Raw genomic sequence first — 13323 nt, forward strand, 5'->3', positions numbered from 1 at the left:
TCCTGTCAGGCGGATTCGCGGCGGGTGAGCGTGGTGGCGATGACGATCTCGCGCGGCGGGCCGGGCTCGTCGGCCGTCAGCCGGGGCAGCAGCGACTCCGCGCAGGCCCGGCCGATCTCGGCCGCCGGGTTCACCACGGTGGTCAGGCCCGGGGTCACCAGCGACGCCGCCTCGATGTCGTCGTAGCCGGTGACGGCCAGGTCGTCCGGGACGGTCAGTCCCCGCGCCCGGGCCGCGTCCAGGACGCCGATCGCGATCAGGTCGTTCGCGCAGGCGATCGCGTCCGGCGGGTCGTCGCGGCCGAGCAGCCGCTCGGCCGCCGCCCGCCCGGCGTCGCGCGTGTACGCCGTCTGCACGACGAGGTCGTCCTCGACGGGGCGGCCGTCCTCGGCCAGCGCGCGCCGGTAGCCCGCCTCGCGCTGGTCGCTCGGGCCGGCGTGCGCGGCGCCGCCGATGTAGGCGACGCGGCGGTGCCCGCGCTCGATCAGGTGCCGGACCGCCTGCGCGATCCCGCCCTCGTCGTCGCTTCGCACCAGGTCGCCGAGGTCGGCGTCGAACCGGCCGCCGCCGAGGCGCACCAGCGGCACCTCGCGGTGCGCCAGCAGGTCCTTGCGGTTCAGCCCGAACGCGGCGATGACGATGCCGTCGACCTGGCGTGTCGTCAGATCGGTGAGGAACGACAGCTCCTCGTCGCGGCTGCCGCCGGTGTTGCAGACGACCGTGTGATAGCCGGCCGGCAGCAGCACGTCGGCCATCCCCTGCAGCACCGCTGGGTAGAAGGGGTTGGTGAGGTCGGGGACGACAAGGCCGACCGTCATCGTTCGGCGGGTGCGCAGCCCCTGGGCCAGCGTGTTCGGCCGGTAGCCGAGCTGCTCGATGACCGCCAGGACGGTGGCCCGGGTGGCCTCCGCGACCGGCCGCCGCCCGGACAGCACGTGTGAGACCGTGGTGACCGAGACGCCCGCGCGGGACGCCACCTCCGTCATGTTGACCGGCCGGACCACTGGCCACCTCCGCAAAACGATTGGCAATGCTGTGCCGGTCAGCCTCCCGCCGACACCACCGCGTTGTCAAGGGCCTTCGCTGGACGAATCCCTCGCCCCTTGACGGACTGCGGAGCCGTCATCCACAGTGAACCGCAAAACGTCTTGCAGAGAGGCTGCCTGTGGTTCCCACATTCGAGCGTGTGTACGGCGCTCTCATCGGCCAGGCCGTCGGCGACGCGCTCGGCGCGCCGACCGAAGGCCTGGCCCGGGCCGAGATCGTCGCGCGGTACGGGTGGGTCGGCGACTTCGTCAGCGACGACCCGGCCGGCACCGACGACACCGAGTACGCGGTGCTGACCGCCCGGCTGCTGCTGGCGCACGGCGACCGCCTCACCCCCGCCGACGTCGGCGCCGCCTGGACCGACGACCTGGTCAACCAGGTCGGCGGCTTCCACGGCGGCGGGTTCAGCGAGATGACGGCGATCAACAACCTGCGCGCGGGCCTCGTCCCGCCGGCCACCGGCAGCGACAACCACGAGCTGTGGAGCGACGGCGCCGCGATGCGGATCGCGCCCGTCGGCGTCTACTGCGCCGGCGACCCGGCCGAGGCGGCCCGGCTGGCGGCGATCGACGCGCAGGTGTCGCACGCCCGCGACGGCATCCACTGCGCGCAGGCGGTCGCGGCCGGCGTCGCCGTCGCCGTCGTCGCCGACGCGTGGGAGGACGTCGTCGAGGCGGCGCTGGCCGCGGTGCCGGCGGACTCCTGGGCGGCGCGGACGCTGCGGCGGGCCGTCGACATCGGCCACACGCACACCGACCTGGCCGCAGCCGTCGACGAGCTGTACGAGCGGATCTCGCTGTTCCACTACCCTTGGGCCGACGTCGCGCCGGAGGCGACCGCGCTCGCGCTGGGCGTCTTCACCGCCGCCCGCGGGGAGTACGTGCCCGCCGTCCTCGGCGGCGCCAACGCCGGGCGCGACGCCGACACGATCGCCGCGATGGCCGGGGCCCTGGCCGGGGCGCTGCACGGCGCCGACGCCGTCCCCGAGCCGTGGCGGCGGCGGATCAACGTCGTGCGCGGCCACTGCATCGCCGCGGTCGCCGGGACCGACCTGGCCGAGCTCGCCCACGACCTGCACGAGGCCCTGCGCCGGAAGGAAGCCGCCCGATGACCGTCCCCTCCACCCCGTCGCGTCGCGACCGGGCCCGCGGCGCCCTGCTCGGGCTGGCCATCGGCGACGCCGCCGGGTTGCCCGCGCTGTTCCACCGGACCACCCGGCTGGGCGGGCGGCGCGACGTCCTCTGGCGGTTCAGCGCCGAACTGGACCAGCAGCGGGTGCTGCGGTTCATGCTGCCGTTCACGCTCGGCCGGCCGGAGCCGCTGCGGCTGTCCGGCACCGACGACGCCGAGTTCGCCGCGGCCGCGGCGCTGATCCTGCTCGACGATGCCGCCGACCTCTTCGAGGGGTGGCGGCGGCACGTCGTCGATCACGCCGCCGAGGTGTGGTCGGGCATCGCCGAGCGCGCATCGATCGTCAACGCCGAGGCCGGGCTGACGCCGCCGGCCACCGGGAACGACAACCCGGCCCATTTCGACGACGGCGCCGTCGCCCGGGCCGTCCCCGCCGGGATCCGGCACGCGGACGACCCGGAGCGCGCTGTCCTCGTCGCGACCCGGCTAGCGGAGATCACCCACGCCGAGGACGGCGTGTGGGCGGCGGGCGCGATGGCGGCCAGCGTCGCGGCGGCCGTCAGCGGGGCGTCCACGGCGGCGGTCGTGGACGCGGGGATCGCACGGATCCCCGCGGACAGCTGGCTGGGCCGGCAGGTCGCCCGGGCGCTGGGGCTGGCCGAGGCGGCGGCGACGCCGCTGGACCTCGTCGCCGACCTCGCCGACGAGATCGCCAACGCCTCCTACAGCTTCGGCACCGTCGCCCCGGAGACGCTCGCCTCGGCCTACGCGATCGTGCTCGCGACCGGCGGCGACCCGGCGACGGCGATCCCGCTGGCCGGGATGGTGGCCAAGCAGAGCGACAGCATGCCGGCCATGGTCGGCGCCCTGTCGGGCGCGCTGCACGGCGAGGCGGCGCTGCCGTCGCGGTGGCGCGAGAAGGTCGACGAACTGCGCGGCCACTGCCTGCCGCACCTGGCCGGCCGCTCCCTCACCGCCGTCGCCGACGCGCTCGTCGCGCCCTGAACGCGCTGCGGCCGCGGCGGGTGACCGCCGCGGCCGGAGCTGTTGCCGTCAGGTGCGCGGCGCGGTCGCCGATACCTCCAGCATCGTGAAGCCGTAGGCGGGGAGCCGCACGGTGTAGCTCGTCCCGTTGATCGCCGTGGCGCGGCCGCCGTTGTACAGGTCCTTCGGCGTCTGCCGGGTCTGGATGCCGGTGCCGGTCAGGTCGACCGTCACGTTCGTCGCCGTGCTGTTGAAGTTGTAGATCAGCAGCGCGGTCTGCCGGCCGTCCTCACTGGTCCGCCGCATCGCGTAAGCCTTCGGGTCGGACCCGGCGGGCACCCGGACCCGGTCGGCGGACGGCAGCAGCGCCTTGTTCGCGTTGACGGTGCGCAGCACCCGCTCCCAGTTCGACCGCAGCTTCGACGACCAGCGGGTGTACTGGTCGTACATGCCGGCGCCGTAGTGGATGCCGGCGCCGGCCAGCAACGCGGCCTCCTGCACCCGCATGACCTCGTCGTTCGGGTAGGTGGGGTACTGGTGCGGGATGAGGTTCGTGAACTCCTCGTCGCCCCAGATGCTCCACGTGTGCGTGGTGGCGCCGAGCTCCCGCGCGCGGTCGGTGTTGGCCAGGCCCGCCTCGAGGCCGTCCGCGTCCGTGGTCCCGTCGACGATGCGGGTGTAGTCGTTCACCGTGTCGGTGTCAGCGCCGTTGAACCACGCGTTCAGCCCGAACTCGGCGAACGCGTCGGCGCTGGCCGAACCGCCGCGCTCGTACGTCAGCCACTTGTCGTTGGACGTGTACGTCTTCGGCAGCTCGACCGCGAAGTACCGCATCGCCTCGTCCACCCGGCCGACGTCCCACATGAAGCCGTCCAGGCCGGTGTCCAGCCAGAACTTCTCGATCCGTTCCAGCTCCGCTCGGGCACCCGGCAGGTCGAAGTCGAAGCCCGGCCCGAACCACAGCTTCCAGTAGTACGCGCCGGCCTCCTCGCTGAACTCCCACTTGCTGAACGACGGCGGCCCGTTCTGCAACCTCGGCAGCGGATCCGTCGGATCGTCCGTCCATCGGAACGACGCCACCTCGCGAGAGGTGCGGTCACCGGCCGCGTACTGCTGCTCGGCGGTGCGGAAGAACAGCCCGTCCTCGTCCATGTAGATGTTGGCGAAGTACGCCACCACCTTCATGTCCAGCTTGTGCGCGGCGTCGACCAGGCTCTCCCAGTCCTCCATCGTGCCGTTCTGCGGCGGCACCGAGTAGAAGTCGTACGGCGCGCACCCGTCGCACCAGTGCTTGCCCCCGTTGTACGGCGCGAAGAACCCCAGCACCCGGATCCCCCGGGACTTCAGGTCGCGCAGGTCGTCCTCGATGTCGGAGAACTTGTAGTCGAAGTACGTGTTGTAGAACCACATGAACCCGTTGAGGTTCTGGAAGCTGCTGTTGTCGACCGGCCGGTCGGAGACCTTCGCCGCGTGCTGCTTCGCCGCGACGACCTGTGTCTCGCCAGCGGCGGATGTCAACGTGCTCGCCAGGACGGCGGCGGAGAGGACCAAGCCGAACGCACTGCCGAGTCCCTTCCCGAATCTGGATGACCTCATTGTTCTCCTCACCTCAGCCCTGAAGACGACCTGCCTGGGACGGCGCCGGGGCCCCGGCGCCACGTGACCTCCCGCCCAAAGGTTTGCAAAACGTTTGGCATCGAGTGGCGGATAGCCTTCCGCCCATCAGCTCAGGTTGTCAAGGGATGACGCCGCTGTTAGGGCACGAATCAGCATTGGTCCCTCTACATGCAGCGGCGTTGCACAGACGCCCTGGCGTGATGGGACTCACGATCGACACGCAAAACGACTTGCGGCGCCGACCGCACGCGATCACGACGACCGGATGGCGCGGCTCACGCACCGGCGGCGTAGCCGCGGATGAGGCCGCAAAGGATGTTGGCCAAGCGGGGGCCGACGTCCACGATGGCGTGGGCCAGTTCCGGATCGGTCTTGTAGAACTGACGCAGTGCGGTGCCGGGAGCCGCCGTCTGCCAGAGCGCTCCGGCCATCGCGGTTGCCGTCGAGATGACAATGCCGGCCCGTGACGGGGCGAGGCCGGTGACCGCTGGAGTGGCGACCCGGCTGCCGACCCGGCCGGCAGCGTGTCGAGTTCGGCCGCCGCTGCGGCAGACCAATCGGCCCGGCTCAGCATGGCCAGGCGCAGGAAGAACTCCTCGCGCGTCTCGAAGTAGCGCGGCATCGTGGACTAGTGCTTGCCGATGCCGGTCGCGATGTCGGTCAGCGTCACCTCGCGCACACCGTTGTCCAGTTCGCCATCGCACCGCACGACGCCCGGCTGGAGCCGACCGACCAGTCGATCGCACTGCCCGCCCCGAACGTCATGGTGTTCGCCACCTGACGGTGAGTGGATCAGCCGCTCCAGCGGCTCGGGCGCCCGCGGCCGGCGCCAGGTCCAGCGTGCTCCGGCCACGGCTGTCTGGGCAACCGTGGCCGGAGCGCCCCGGGGCTACCGGCGGTCGTCCTCGAAGCCGTCGAACGAGAGATTGCTCTCGCCCATCGCGTCCACCTCGGTGAGGCTGAGGTGGCCGTCGCTGGTCGTGAACGTGACGCGGAAGCCACGGATGTCCAGGTCGTCCCCGAAGTCCAGGTCGACCTGCTGGAACGGCTGGGCCGGGTCGAACGCCTCGCTGGCCCGGACGGGCACCGTCGACCACTTGTTCCGCGAGTTCAGCACCTCGACCGTCGCGCCGATGATCCAGCCGCCGGACGTGTCGACGCCGCCGCCGATCAGGCGGATGCTCTCGGCCTCGACGGTACGGTTGTAGGTGACGGTGACCTGCGGCTTGCTGCTGCCGGCGGTGCCGGCGAAGAACGAGCTGCGGTTCCACTCCTCCAGGCCGCGCGTGTCGTGGTCGAACCCGTCCGCGACGACGGAGATGTTGGTGCCGTGGAAGGTGGTCGGCCACATCCGGCCGGCCGGGTAGCCGCTGGTGTCCTGCGTGTACAGGGCCGTGTTGCCGGTCAGGTTGCTGCTGACGGTGACCTTGCCGCCATCGCGGCGCACCTGGTTGTTGGCGCTGCGCAGGTAGGTGTCGACGTCGGGGTTGACCTTGGCCAGCTCCTCGTAGGAGTCGTCCTTCGGCGCCGACTTCAGCGGGATCGTCCACTGGCTCGCGGTGGCGCGGCCGCCGGCGGCCTCGACGCTCTCGTCGATCAGCGTCAGGGCGCGCTCGCCCATCATCGTGAACGTGTCGGTGGCCGCGGGGTCGTCGGGCAGGTAGTCGGGCAGGTTGTCGCGGGTGCGGTAGGCGTTGAACCGCTCGGTCGGCGCGATGCCCTCCTCGGCCAGCTCGGCGGCCACGTACTCGGAGCCGCGCATGAGGCCGATGAGGCCGGCGAGCGAGGCCGGCGGGTTGTCGGAGTCCCAGCCCATCAGCGTGCCGATCTGGATCGTGCGGGTCAGGTCGCCCTCGCCGTACAGGAACTGGGCCACCTCGGCGGCGAAGTTGATCGCGGCCTCGTACTTGATGATGTACTTGAACCCGTTCGCGACCGAGTTCACCTGGTAGCGCTCGTAGATCTTGTCCCGCAGCGACTCCCACGGCTCGTCCGGGTTCGCGTCGTAGGTGGCCACGACCCAGTCGATGATCTCGGTGGCGCGCGAGTCGCGCGGCAGGTACTTGCTCGCCTCGTCGATCAGCCAGCGCACCTGCTCGGCCGAGTCCTTGCGCTGGTCGACCAGCGGTGCTAGCGAGTAGAGCAGGACGTTGAACTGCGCCGCGTGGGTGGCGAACCCGCCGGCCGACGCGCGGATCGGCAGCTGGGCGATGTCCAGCGCGACGTCGGGCCGGCCCGGTGCCAGTGCGCCGAAGAACTCGGTGGTCAGCTGCGCGTCGATGATGTTGCGGTGCTGGTTCGCCGCGCTCAGCGTCGTCGACGGCGGCAGCACCCCGTCCTGCGAGAGCAGGTCCGCCGCGCTGTTGGAGAACCACACGAACGAGTCGACGTTCGTGTTCCACATGTGCGCGACCTGCTCCGGCGTGAGCTTGACCGAGCCGGCCTCGTTGACCATCTCGTTCATGTACGAGTACTCGATGTCGGTGTCGTCGTCAGCACCGCACGGGTCCGGGTTGGCCCAGTCGATGTCCGCGCCCTGCCGGCCGGCGCCGATGGCGCCCCAGTCCGCGTCGGTGAAGAACGGGTCCTGGGTGCCGTACAAGTTGCTGCCGTTGGGCCTGATCCCCTCGGTGGTGAGGCCGGTCCAGTTCGCCAGGCACTCCGCCTCCCACATGGCGGCCAGGCGATCCGCGTACTCGTCCTTGTCGATGACGATCCGCTGGGTCGACGACCCCTTGTTCGACTGCGCGCCGGCCGCCTGCGCGGTGACGTTCACCGCGGCGGCCGTCGCCACCAGGCTGAGCGCTGCGAGGCTCAGCGCGACGTTGCGGGTCAGATCTTTCATCGTTGAAGTCCTTTCCCTTTGCCTAATCGAGGGAACTGAGGGTGAGCTTCGCCGAGACCTTCTGGCGGTAGTAGTCGATGATCACGGCCAGGACGATCACCGCTCCGGTGACCATCTGCCGGGCGAAGTCGCCGACGCCGAGCAGCAGCAAGCCGTTGGTGAGCACGCCCAGCAGACAGGCGCCGAGGAACGTGCCGATCATCGAGCCCTTGCCGCCGAAGAGGCTGGTACCGCCGATCACCACGGCCGCGATCGCGTTGAGCTCGTAGCCCTGGCCGATGATCGGACTCGACGTGTGCAGGCGGGTCATGTAGATGACGGCCGCCAGCCCTGCCATGGCGCCGCAGATGGAGAACGCGGCGACCTTGTAGTACGAGGTGCGGTGCCCGGCCAGGCGCACCGACTCCTCGTTGTTGCCGATCGCGAACAGCAGCCGTCCGAACACCGTGCGGGTCAACACGAAGTGCCCGAGGACGACGAAGACCAGCGCCACCACGAACACGGCCGGTAGGCCGAGCAGCGTGGCGGTGCCGAAGGAGTTGAACGAGTCCGGGAAGCCGAACACGGAGGCCGCGTCGGTCGTCTGCAGGGCGGCGCCGCGGGCGATGTTCAGCATGCCGAGCGTGACGATGAAGCTCGGCACCGCCCACCGCACCGAGACGAACCCGTTGACGAACCCGCAGGCCATGCCGACGCCGACGGCGGCGAGCAGGGCCAGCAGGATGGCCAGCGGGTCCGCGATGCCGCTGGTGATCACGACGCCGCCGACCATCGCGCTGAGCGCCAGCACCGAGCCGACCGAGAGGTCGATGCCGGCCACCAGGATCACGAAGGTCATCCCGGTCGCGAGGATCGTGTTGAGGGTGATCTGCGTGAGGATGTTCGACACGTTCTGCGAGGTGGCGAAGTTCTCCGCCGTCGCGATGAAGATCAGCACGAGGGCGATCAGCGCCAGCCCGATGCCGGTGTCCCCGAGGGTCCAGCTGAGCAGCCGGGCCGGACGTGTGGTGGTGCGCGGCGGTGCGATCTCAGTCGACGACATGGGCTTCCTTCTCGGCTTTCTCGGTGAGGTACGCGCTGTAGGCGGCGGCCAGGATCCGCTCCTGGTCGAAGTCCACGCGGTCGACGTCGGCGGCGATCCGGCCGCGCGAGAAGACGAGGATCCGGTGGCTCATCCCCATGAGCTCGTTGAGATCGGAGGAGACGATGACGATGGCCTTGCCGGCTCGCGCGAGGTCGGCGAGCAGCCGGTAGATCTCGTGCCGGGCGCCGACGTCGATCCCGCGGGTGGGCTCGTCGACGATCAGCACGTCGGACTCCCGGTACAGCCACCGGCCGAGCACGACCTTCTGCTGGTTGCCGCCCGACAGCGTGCCGGCCGGGGTGCCGATGTCGCCGACCTTGACGTTCATCCGGCGGGCCGCCTCGGCCGTCTCGCGGCGCTCGTCCCGCCGCCGCAGCAGGCCGTAGCGACTGACCTTCGGCAGCGACGCGAGGCTGATGTTCACGTCGCAGCCCATCTCGAGGACCAGCCCCTGTTCCTTCCGGTCCTCCGGCGCGAGGCTGATCCCGGCGCGGACGGCCCCGCGCGGGTGGCGGGCCGGCACGACTCGGCCACGCACCCTGACCGTGCCGGCGCGGGCGCGGTCGGCCCCGAAGATGGTCCGCACCGCCTCCGTCCGGCCGGCGCCGACCAGCCCGGCCAGCCCCACGATCTCGCCCTCGCGGACGGTGAAGCTGACGTCGTGGGCGACGGCGGGGGCGGTGAGCCCGTCGACCTCCAGCACGATCGGGCCGGGTGCGACATCGTCCGGGAACGGATGGTCGTCGGCCAACTCCTTGCCGACCATCATCCGCACCAGCAGCTCGGTGCTCAGCTCGTCGATCCGCCGCGTCCCGACGCTGCGCCCGTTGCGCAGCACCGTCGCGCGGTCGCACACCTCGAACACCTCGTCGAGGTGGTGCGAGATGTAGATGACGGCCACGCCGCCCGCGCGCAGGTCGCGGATGATCGACAGCAGCCGCCGCTTCTCCGGGATGGTCAGCGTCGCGGTCGGCTCGTCGAAGATCACCAGGCGTGCCTCGGTGGCCAGCGCCCGGGCGATCTCCACGAGTTGCTTCTGCGCCAGGCTCAGCCGTTCCATCCGCGTCTGCGGTGCGACGTCGAGCGCCACCGTCTCGAGCACCCGGCGTGCTGCCGCGTTCAGCTCGCCGTAGCGGACGACGCCGGCCCGCCGGGGCATTTGGTCGAGGAACAGGTTCTCGGCCACGGTGAGGTTCGGCAGGGTGGCCAGTTCCTGGTGCACCACCCGGATGCCAGCGGACAGGGCGTCCTGCGGCGACTGCGGTGCGTACGGCTCGCCGTCCAGGAGCAGCGAGCCGTCGTCCGCGGGGTGCACGCCGCCGAGGATCCGGACCAGCGTCGACTTGCCGGCGCCGTTCTCGCCCACCAGGGCGTGCACTTCGCCGGCCTGCACTTCCAGCTCCACCCCGTCCAGGGCGACGACGCCCGGGTAACGCTTGGTCGCGCCCTCGACCCGCAGTCGCGGGCCGGGCGTCGCCGCGCCGTGCATCGGTCTCACTCTCCCGTGATGAGTTCGATGTCCGTCTTCACCCAGTCCTCGGCCTGTTCGCCGGCCAGCAGGTCCAGCGCGACGTCGATGCCGTAGACGGCCTGGTCGGAGCCGAACTGGTCGAGGGTGGCGAGCATCGAACCGTCGGCGAGGTAGGGCTCGACCTCCGGGACGTTGTCGAAGCCGACGACCTTGATCTCGCCGAGCTGGCCGGACGCCTCCAGCGCCGCCAGCGCGCCGAGCGCCATCGAGTCGTTCGCCGCCATAACGCCCTGGATGTCGGGGTTCGCGCCGAGGATGTTGGTGAAGACGGTGTTGGCCTGCTCGGTCTCCCAGTTCGCCGTGTTCGACGCCACCAGGTCCAGGCCGCCCTCGGCGACCGCCGCCTCGAAGCCCTCCTTGCGCTGCTCGGCGTTGGCGGCGCCCTGGATGCCCTCGAGGATCGCCACCTTGGCGCCCTCGCCGAGGTCCTCGGCCAGCACCATGCCGACCTGCCGGGCGCCCTCGACGTTGTCCGGCCCGACGAACGGGATGTCCAGTCCGGCCTGCTCGAGCGCGTCGTCGTCCAGCTTGACGTCGATGTTCACGATGGAGATGCCCTGGGCGTCGGCCTCGATCAGCGGCGCGACCAGCGCGATCGAGTCGGCCGGCGCGATCACGATCGCGTCGACCCCCTGCGCGACCAGGTTGTTGACCGCCTCGACCTGCCCGGCGATGTCGGTCTCGGACTGGATGCCGACGGCACGGAGCTCGAAGTCCTCGCTCTCGGTGTCGTAGGCTTCGGCGCCGGTCTGCATGGCCTGGAAGTACGGATTGCCCAGGCTCTTCATAACGAGGCCGATGACCGGCGTCTCGCCGTCGTCCGCGGCGGAGTCCGCGGTGTCCGTGGTGCCGGTCGACTCCTGGCCGCAGGCGGCCAGGACGAGCGCGGTCGCGGCAGCAGCCGCCGCGAGGCCGAAGGCTCGCCGATTGATCCTCATCGATACTCCTTTGCATCGGTCAACACGAGTTGCTTCTAGTGCGGAGAGAGCCCGCGGCGACCTCCCGTTCCGATCAGCGCCTCGACCTCGCGTCGCGTGGGCGCGGCTTCCTGGGCGCCGAGCTTGGTGGTGGCCAGCGCGCCGGCGGCGCACGCGGTGCGCAGCGCGTTGGTGAGGGACTCGCCGCTGGCCAGTTCCACGCAGAGCGCGCCGCCGAACGCGTCGCCGGCGCCGGTGGTGTCCACGGTGTCGACGGCGAATGCGGGCTGGACGACGACGTCGTCGTGGCTGACGGCGAGCGCGCCGTCCTCCCCGAGGGTGACGACGACGACCCGTGGGCCGCGGGCGAGGAGGCTGCGGGCGCGGCCGGGCCAGGTGTCCCCGCTCGCGCCGAGAATCCGGGCCTCGGTCTCGTTGACGACGAGGACGTCGCTCAGTTCGAGCAGCCGGGCGAGGCTGTCGTCCTCGCGCTCGGGCAGCGGGGATGCGTTGAGGGTCACCGGGACGCCCAGCGCGACGGCGGCGGCCGCGGCGGCCAGCGTGGTCTCGGCCGGGATCTCCAGCTGCAGGATCAGGCCGTGCGCTTGAGTGAGGAACTCGCGCAGGCCGTCCAGGCCGTCGGGCGAGAGTGCCCGGTTGGCGCCGGCCGCCACGGTGATCGTGTTCTGGCCCTGCGGGCCGACGACGATCATCGCGATGCCGCTGGGCCGGTCGGCGGTGGTCTGCAGGTACGACGTGTCCAGGCCGGCGTCGATGAGGCCGGCGCGGAGCCGCGAGCCGAACTGGTCGGCGCCGAGAGCGGCGAACAGCCCGACCCGGGCGCCGAGGCGGTGGGCGGCGACGGCCTGGTTGCCGCCCTTGCCGCCGGAGCGGAAGACGACGTCGGACCCGAGCACGGTCTCGCCGACGTCGGGGAACCGGTCGGCCCCGACCACCAGGTCGGTGCTGACACTGCCGACGACGGCGACGGTCACCTGGCTCATCGGCGGCCCCCGGTGTCGCGGCGGGTGGCCGACTCGAACACGTCCGGGCAGCCGCAGGAGCCGCGCGGGGTGAGGTGGACGGGGAAGACCAGCGGCCGTGCCGGGTCCGCCGCGCGCTCCGCCGGCGCGTCGTCGTCGCGCTCGATCGCGTCAAGCAGCACGGAGACGCCGGATGTGGCCAGTTCGCGGATCGACTGGCCCACGGTGGACAGGCCGGGCGTGGTGAGAGACGAGGCGTCGATGCCGTCGAAGGACACCAGGGCGACGTCGTCCGGGCAGCGCAGGCCCAGCTCCATCAGCGCGCGCAGCACGCCCAGTGCCTGCTCGTCGGTGACGGCGAACACGCCGTCGATACCCGGCGTTGCCTGCAGCAGGTCACGGGCGGCATCGCGGGCGGCGAACCGGCTGATCTCGGTCTCCCGCAGCGCCGCGGCCGTGGCGTCGCGGCCATTGCCACCCAACGCGTCACGCCAACCCAGCACCCGCTCGTTGAAGTTGGCCACATGACCCGGCCCGGTGATACAGCCGATCCGGGTACGCCCATGCCACAGCAGATGCTCCGTCGCCAGCCGCCCACCGTGACGGTTGTCCGACACCAACTGCCCGGCCACCCCGTCGACATGATCGACCAGACGGTCCAACACCACCCACGGAGTGCCCGACTCGGCCAGTTCCCCCGCCGACGCCACCACCTCACCCGACGGGATCAGCACCAGCCCATCGACCCGGCTGTCCAGGAACGTCCTCACATACGACGTCTCACGCTTCACGTCACTGCCGGCGTTGCCCAACAACAGCGTGTACCCGGCATCGAACGCCGCGTCCTCGACCGCGTGGGCGAGCTCGGCGAAATACGGGTTCGTGTTGTCCGGCACCACCAGCCCGATGGTCATCGTCCGGTTCCGCCGCAGCGACGCCGCGATGCGGTTCGGCCGGTAGCCCAGCTCCTCGATCGCGGCCAGCACCCGCTCGCGGGTCTCCGGCGCCACGCCCCTCGGGCCGCCGTTGAGGACGTAGCTCACCACCGCTGGGGAGGTCCCGGCCAGCTTCGCCACGTCACGTCGGGTTACCGGCATGCTCACCCTTCAACTCGTGTTGATGTGGAATGTGTGACGGAGGCTACAAGTCGATCCCCGCCGTCCGCAAGACCCCTGTCGCGATCC

Annotated in this window: 12 protein-coding genes; 2 read left to right on the forward strand and 10 right to left on the reverse strand. The window is 71.2% G+C overall.

Translation table 11 applies throughout. The features are described 5' to 3' along the window. Positions 1-5 precede the first annotated feature (5 nt). The gene (locus BLV05_RS29035) at positions 6-977 is read right to left on the reverse strand and encodes a LacI family DNA-binding transcriptional regulator (protein ID WP_160312824.1); all 972 of its coding nucleotides are present in this window, start codon (positions 975-977) and stop codon (positions 6-8) included. Positions 978-1186: 209 nt separating this feature from the next. On the opposite strand from BLV05_RS29035, the gene BLV05_RS29040 reads away from it, so the two are divergent. Both BLV05_RS29040 and BLV05_RS29045 read left to right on the forward strand, forming a co-directional pair. Beyond that, on the forward strand, positions 1187-2158 hold the full coding sequence (locus BLV05_RS29040) for an ADP-ribosylglycohydrolase family protein (protein ID WP_197683387.1): 972 nt from the start codon (positions 1187-1189) through the stop codon (positions 2156-2158). Then, positions 2155-3183, forward strand: a complete 1029-nt coding sequence (locus BLV05_RS29045; protein WP_046772011.1) for an ADP-ribosylglycohydrolase family protein — start codon at positions 2155-2157, stop codon at positions 3181-3183. Before BLV05_RS29040 ends, BLV05_RS29045 begins: the two co-directional genes overlap by 4 nt. 48 nt (positions 3184-3231) lie before the next feature. On the opposite strand, the gene BLV05_RS29050 is transcribed toward BLV05_RS29045, so the two are convergent. The 9 genes from BLV05_RS29050 to BLV05_RS29080 form a co-directional block, all read right to left on the reverse strand. Continuing rightward, positions 3232-4758, reverse strand: a complete 1527-nt coding sequence (locus BLV05_RS29050; RefSeq protein ID WP_082155724.1) for an alpha-amylase family glycosyl hydrolase — start codon at positions 4756-4758, stop codon at positions 3232-3234. 296 nt (positions 4759-5054) lie between these two features. Next, on the reverse strand, positions 5055-5210 hold the full coding sequence (locus BLV05_RS38860; RefSeq protein ID WP_157524342.1) for a hypothetical protein: 156 nt from the start codon (positions 5208-5210) through the stop codon (positions 5055-5057). 197 nt (positions 5211-5407) lie between these two features. Further along, the gene (locus BLV05_RS36205) at positions 5408-5632 is read right to left on the reverse strand and encodes a hypothetical protein (protein WP_152691037.1); all 225 of its coding nucleotides are present in this window, start codon (positions 5630-5632) and stop codon (positions 5408-5410) included. Between the two features lie 36 nt (positions 5633-5668). Beyond that, positions 5669-7624, reverse strand: a complete 1956-nt coding sequence (locus BLV05_RS29055) for an ADP-ribosylglycohydrolase family protein (RefSeq protein ID WP_052763035.1) — start codon at positions 7622-7624, stop codon at positions 5669-5671. Between the two features lie 22 nt (positions 7625-7646). Beyond that, positions 7647-8666, reverse strand: coding sequence for an ABC transporter permease (locus BLV05_RS29060; protein ID WP_046772009.1), 1020 nt, complete (start codon positions 8664-8666; stop codon positions 7647-7649). Then, on the reverse strand, positions 8653-10197 hold the full coding sequence (locus BLV05_RS29065) for a sugar ABC transporter ATP-binding protein (protein ID WP_046772008.1): 1545 nt from the start codon (positions 10195-10197) through the stop codon (positions 8653-8655). The genes BLV05_RS29060 and BLV05_RS29065 overlap by 14 nt, the downstream gene beginning before the upstream one ends. A 5-nt stretch (positions 10198-10202) precedes the next feature. After that, positions 10203-11177 carry a sugar ABC transporter substrate-binding protein gene (locus BLV05_RS29070; protein ID WP_046772007.1) on the reverse strand — a complete coding sequence of 325 codons (975 nt, stop codon included), beginning with the start codon at positions 11175-11177 and terminating at the stop codon, positions 10203-10205. Between the two features lie 35 nt (positions 11178-11212). Further along, positions 11213-12160 (reverse strand): ribokinase, encoded by a 948-nt coding sequence (locus BLV05_RS29075; RefSeq protein ID WP_046772006.1) that lies wholly within the window; start codon positions 12158-12160, stop codon positions 11213-11215. Then, positions 12157-13236 carry a LacI family DNA-binding transcriptional regulator gene (locus BLV05_RS29080; RefSeq protein ID WP_046772005.1) on the reverse strand — a complete coding sequence of 360 codons (1080 nt, stop codon included), beginning with the start codon at positions 13234-13236 and terminating at the stop codon, positions 12157-12159. Before BLV05_RS29080 ends, BLV05_RS29075 begins: the two co-directional genes overlap by 4 nt. Positions 13237-13323 lie beyond the last annotated feature (87 nt).

Source organism: Jiangella alkaliphila (assembly GCF_900105925.1).
GTDB classification, from domain to species: Bacteria; Actinomycetota; Actinomycetes; order Jiangellales; family Jiangellaceae; genus Jiangella; species Jiangella alkaliphila.

Bases quoted from the DNA above. Each gene is read 5' to 3' on its own strand.
- BLV05_RS29045 (WP_046772011.1), top strand. From the start codon at position 2,155: ATGACCGTCCCCTCCACCCCGTCGCGTCGCGACCGGGCCCGCGGCGCC.
- BLV05_RS29050 (WP_082155724.1), bottom strand. From the start codon at position 4,758: ATGAGGTCATCCAGATTCGGGAAGGGACTCGGCAGTGCGTTCGGCTTG.
- BLV05_RS38860 (WP_157524342.1), bottom strand. From the start codon at position 5,210: ATGGCCGGAGCGCTCTGGCAGACGGCGGCTCCCGGCACCGCACTGCGT.
- BLV05_RS29055 (WP_052763035.1), bottom strand. From the start codon at position 7,624: ATGAAAGATCTGACCCGCAACGTCGCGCTGAGCCTCGCAGCGCTCAGC.
- BLV05_RS29060 (WP_046772009.1), bottom strand. From the start codon at position 8,666: ATGTCGTCGACTGAGATCGCACCGCCGCGCACCACCACACGTCCGGCC.
- BLV05_RS29065 (WP_046772008.1), bottom strand. From the start codon at position 10,197: ATGCACGGCGCGGCGACGCCCGGCCCGCGACTGCGGGTCGAGGGCGCG.
- BLV05_RS29070 (WP_046772007.1), bottom strand. From the start codon at position 11,177: ATGAGGATCAATCGGCGAGCCTTCGGCCTCGCGGCGGCTGCTGCCGCG.
- BLV05_RS29075 (WP_046772006.1), bottom strand. From the start codon at position 12,160: ATGAGCCAGGTGACCGTCGCCGTCGTCGGCAGTGTCAGCACCGACCTG.
- BLV05_RS29080 (WP_046772005.1), bottom strand. From the start codon at position 13,236: ATGCCGGTAACCCGACGTGACGTGGCGAAGCTGGCCGGGACCTCCCCA.